Annotated in this window: 1 rRNA gene; it reads left to right on the top strand. The window is 54.0% G+C overall.

What is annotated here, in order from left to right:
- Positions 1 to 11 precede the first annotated feature (11 nt).
- Positions 12 to 461, top strand: a 16S ribosomal RNA gene (locus H3H36_RS26380); the annotation flags it as partial.

The following is a 461-nucleotide window of genomic DNA, read 5'->3' as shown; positions in this document are numbered from 1 at the left end:
AAACAGAGATTAAACTGAAGAGTTTGATCCTGGCTCAGATTGAACGCTGGCGGCATGCCTTACACATGCAAGTCGAACGGCAGCGCGGGGCAACCTGGCGGCGAGTGGCGAACGGGTGAGTAATATATCGGAACGTACCCTGGAGTGGGGGATAACGTAGCGAAAGTTACGCTAATACCGCATACGATCTAAGGATGAAAGTGGGGGATCGCAAGACCTCATGCTCCTGGAGCGGCCGATATCTGATTAGCTAGTTGGTGGGGTAAAGGCCTACCAAGGCATCGATCAGTAGCTGGTCTGAGAGGACGACCAGCCACACTGGAACTGAGACACGGTCCAGACTCCTACGGGAGGCAGCAGTGGGGAATTTTGGACAATGGGCGCAAGCCTGATCCAGCAATGCCGCGTGAGTGAAGAAGGCCTTCGGGTTGTAAAGCTCTTTTGTCAGGGAAGAAACGGTG

Origin of the sequence: Rugamonas fusca (genome assembly GCF_014042365.1) — a bacterium.
In the GTDB taxonomy this organism is placed as follows: domain Bacteria; phylum Pseudomonadota; class Gammaproteobacteria; order Burkholderiales; family Burkholderiaceae_D; genus Rugamonas; species Rugamonas fusca.
Note: the sequence above shows the minus strand (reverse complement) of the source record. Positions and strands in the feature narration are given on the sequence as shown.